This is a genomic window from Halobacillus sp. BBL2006 (assembly GCF_000786645.1).
Taxonomy (GTDB): Bacteria; Bacillota; Bacilli; order Bacillales; family Halobacillaceae; genus Halobacillus.
The window spans coordinates 1-4,077 of the sequence record NZ_JRNX01000535.1 but is presented as its reverse complement, the minus strand read 5'-3'; the positions used below and the strand labels follow the sequence as shown (position 1 = coordinate 4,077).

The 4,077-nt window shown below is 42.3% G+C and carries 5 protein-coding genes and 1 pseudogene; all 6 read left to right on the top strand.

The window, feature by feature from the left end; translation table 11 throughout:
* Positions 1 to 61 precede the first annotated feature (61 nt).
* On the top strand, positions 62 to 1,492 hold the full coding sequence (locus LD39_RS15400) for an aminotransferase class I/II-fold pyridoxal phosphate-dependent enzyme (protein WP_035549186.1): 1,431 nt from the start codon (positions 62 to 64) through the stop codon (positions 1,490 to 1,492).
* Positions 1,493 to 1,494: 2 nt separating this feature from the next.
* Positions 1,495 to 2,130, top strand: coding sequence for a dTMP kinase (tmk, locus tag LD39_RS15395; RefSeq protein ID WP_035549184.1), 636 nt, complete (start codon positions 1,495 to 1,497; stop codon positions 2,128 to 2,130).
* Positions 2,131 to 2,177: 47 nt separating this feature from the next.
* Entirely contained in the window at positions 2,178 to 2,507 is a 330-nt protein-coding gene (locus tag LD39_RS15390; RefSeq protein WP_035549180.1) for a cyclic-di-AMP receptor, read from the top strand.
* 15 nt (positions 2,508 to 2,522) lie between these two features.
* Positions 2,523 to 2,963 (top strand): YaaR family protein, encoded by a 441-nt coding sequence (locus LD39_RS15385; protein WP_035549177.1) that lies wholly within the window; start codon positions 2,523 to 2,525, stop codon positions 2,961 to 2,963.
* Positions 2,964 to 2,978: 15 nt separating this feature from the next.
* Positions 2,979 to 3,965, top strand: a complete 987-nt coding sequence (gene holB, locus LD39_RS15380; RefSeq protein ID WP_035549172.1) for a DNA polymerase III subunit delta' — start codon at positions 2,979 to 2,981, stop codon at positions 3,963 to 3,965.
* 8 nt (positions 3,966 to 3,973) lie between these two features.
* Positions 3,974 to 4,077, top strand: a pseudogene (locus tag LD39_RS22750) (stage 0 sporulation protein); the annotation flags it as partial.

Genomic DNA, 4,077 nt, shown 5'->3' with positions numbered 1-4,077 from the left:
CACTCTTGGAAGGTTTCTGTAAGATGAATGTAGACAGCAGTAGAAGAGGTGAAATTACAAAATGATCAACCAAAATGAAACGCCCTTATATGACGCTTTAGTTAACAACAAAACGAAGCATCCGATTTCCTTTCATGTGCCTGGTCATAAATATGGTCAGGTCTTTTCAGAACGAGGGAAAGAAGACTACTCCTCTTTATTATCGATCGACGCCACAGAAATTACAGGCCTGGATGATCTGCATGCGCCTGATGGAGTCATAGAAAAAGCTCAAAAATTGGCTGCCCACTATTTTAATAGTGATTTTACATATTTTTTAATAAACGGTACGACGGTAGGAAATTTATCGATGATCCTCTCTTTCTGCGTTCCAGGTGATGAAATTATTGTTCAGCGCAATTCTCACAAATCTGTTTTAAACGGGTTAGAGTTGGCAGGAGCTAAGCCCGTATTTTTAGGACCGGTATTTGAAGAGGATACCCAGCGTCATAGCAAAATCACGCTTCATTCCGTACAAAGAGCTTTGAAGGAACATCCAGAAGCTAAGGCCGTGTTTTTGACCTACCCCGATTATTTTGGACGGACGTACGCACTGGGAGAGATCATAGCGGAAGTCCATGCTCACGGGCTCCCAGTTTGTATTGATGAAGCTCACGGTGTGCATTTTCAGTTAGGAGAACCTTTCCCTTCCCCTGCTTTAAAGGAAGGAGCAGATCTAGTGGTCCAGTCGGCACACAAGATGGCGCCGGCTATGACGATGTCTTCTTTTTTGCATGTTCAGGGCGAAAGGATCGATCAGATGAGGTTGGAACATTATCTGCAGGTGCTGCAGTCGAGTAGTCCTTCTTATCCTTTAATGGCAAGCCTGGATTTAGCGCGTTCTTTTTTGGCTCAATGGAATCACCTTAATAAACAACAGGCTCTCACGTCCATTCAAGAGGTGAGGCAGGTGTTTGCCAGTTATGAGGAGCATTGGTCTGTCCTCCCTCTATCGCCGTATGACGACCCTTTAAAAATGACCTTACAGACGAAAAGGAATTCGGGGTATGAGGTGATGAGAGTCCTAGAAAAAATGGACATTCATCCTGAACTAGCAACGTCTGATCAAATTTTATTGATCTTCGGATTGGCTCCAAGCGTTGAGATACATGAGTTGAACCAGCGTCTCAATAAAGTTGATTCTCAATTAAAAAAGAGTAACAACCGTGCTACAATAAACGTAGATCAATTATCGTTTCCAGAAATTCAAATATTAGAAATGGCTTATTCCGAAATGCAAAGAACCCCTGCGGAACGAGTAAACTGGTCAGAAGCAGACGATTACGTTGCAGCAGAGGCCGTTATTCCTTATCCACCGGGTATCCCCTTGCTTATGAAAGGGGAACGTATTACGGATGATCATCGAAATCGTGTTTTTTCGTTGATTAAGCAAGGGGCACGCTTTCAGAATGTTGCTATTGAAAAAGGGATACGAGTGTTTAAAGGAGAATGATTGTGGAAGGATTGTTTGTAACATTTGAAGGTGGCGAAGGAGCAGGAAAATCGACCATGCTCCATGAAATAGGGAAAGAATTGCAACAACAGGGGTATCCTGTGTTAGAGACGAGGGAACCCGGCGGGATTGAAATTGCAGAACAAATCCGCGAAGTTATTTTAGATCGATCCCATACGAAAATGGACGGACGGACAGAAGCCCTGCTCTACGCAGCTGCGAGAAGACAGCACCTTGTTGAGAAGGTCGTTCCTGCGCTTCAAGAAGGAAAAATCGTCCTATGTGATCGTTTTATCGATTCAAGCCTGGCTTATCAAGGATATGCAAGAGGGTTAGGGATGGATGAAGTCTATAAAATAAATGATTTCGCAATTGAAAATTGTATGCCTGCGCTTACCTTGTTGTTTGATATCGAACCAGAAGAAGGACTAAAGCGTATTGCTGCGAATAAAGGTCGTGAGCAAAACCGACTTGACTTGGAAAAGATTGAATTCCACCATAAGGTTTACGAAGCTTACCATCAATTGGCGGAACGTTATGAGGAGCGTATAAAAGTCATCAATGCGGCTCAGTCTTTTGATAAGGTGAAGGCAGAGGCAGAAGGTGTTTTAAAAAATTATCTTCCGTCAAAGTCTTAATGAGTTTGTTATAATGGGAATAAACACCCAACCAGGAGGGTTTTCCGATGAAAATGATCATTGCTGTTGTTCAAGACAAGGACAGTAATCGGTTAACGGATGCATTAGCGGAGAATGAATTCAAAACTACCAAATTGTCGACGACAGGTGGTTTCTTAAGAGAGGGAAACACGACATTCATGATCGGTTGTGATGATGAGGATGTGGATGGCGCCCTTGATATTATTAAAAAGAATTGCAGCCAGCGTGAACAGATGGTTGCTCCTATTTCTCCAATGGGAGGAAATGCAGACTCTTATATACCGAAGCCGGTGAAAGTAGAAGTTGGAGGAGCCACTGTCTTTGTACTGCCTGTTGAATCATTTTTCCATTTTTAACTAAGGAGCTTCGAAATGAAGATTAGTCAAGATATGCGGACGCAATTGGATGCTGGGCAAAAGCATTCTTCTAAACAGGCGCAAGGGAAGCCGAATTTCGATAGCCTTGTCCAGTCCCAAACCCGACAATTACAAGAAGCTCAATTGAATCAGCTGATGAAGACCATTACATCCCAGGGAGAACGAGTGGCGCGGTTTCGATCGTTTAAAGACCTTGCGAAGTATAAACGATTGATCAAGGACTTTGTGAAGGAGTCTGTTCAATATGGGATGAGTCTGAAGCATTCCCACAGCTGGAATCGCAATGGACAAACCCGTAAATTGACAATTGTTGAATCTGTAGATGAAAAGTTAGCAGAACTAACGGACGCTGTAATGGATCAAGAAAAAAGAACGATTGATTTGTTAGGGATCATTGGGGAGATCAAAGGTCTGCTTATCAATTTATATACGTAAGGACGGAATAGCTGTATGCAGACATGGAAGGATATGAAAGAAATTCAGCCTTTAGCAGGACAGATGCTTATGAACAGTTTTAAGAAAGACCGCATTTCTCACGCTTACCTATTTCAAGGGAATCGCGGAACGGGCAAGAAAGAAATGAGTTTATTATTTGCAAAAAGCATCTTTTGTAAAAACCGTGATGGAGCTGAACCTTGCCAAGAATGTAGAGACTGTAAGCGGATTGATTCAGGAAACCACCCAGATCTCCACTGGATCGAACCTGATGGACAGTCGATTAAAAAAGAACAAATTTTACACTTGCAGAAGGAATTCACCTACACAGGTATGGAGTCCAACCGCAAAGTTTATATCATCGTTGATGCAGATCGGATGACGGTCAACGCATCCAATCGTCTCCTTAAGTTTTTAGAAGAGCCTAGTCAACAGACGACCGCGATGCTATTAACTGAAAGTGGGCAGACGATTTTGGATACGATCCGTTCAAGGTGCCAATTGCTCGCTTTTCAACCTCTGAACTCTAAACGTGTGGAAGAAAAGCTTATTCATGAAGGCGTTTCAGAATCCAACGCGAAAATATTGGCGGCGTTGACGAACAACCTGTCTGAAGCGCTTGAAATGAATGAAGATGAGTGGTTTGCTAATGTTCGAAAATTAGTGATACAATTAATTGAAGTGCTTCAAAATAAACCAAATGAAGGACTTTTATTTATCAACCATCAGTGGATGCCTCATTTTAAAGAACGAAAGCATTTGCAGCGAGGTCTTGATGTTTTGATGCTCTGGTTTCAGGATGTTATTAATCAATACTTGGACCGGGAAGATTCTATTGTATTTGTGACTGAGAGAGAGAAACTGGACCAGGCGACGATGAGATGGTCACGTCAAGCATCCGCTCAATGTTTGAGTTATATCCTTGAGGCGAAGCGAAAGATAAATCAAAATGTCCATCCTAATTTAGTGATGGAACAACTTACCCTTCAACTACAGAGGTGATGATTCAAGTGATCGAAGTTGTAGGTGTCCGATTTAAGCAAGCGGGGAAGATTTATTACTTTGATCCTGGCGATTTGAGAATGACGACGGAAGATTATGTCATTGTCGAGAC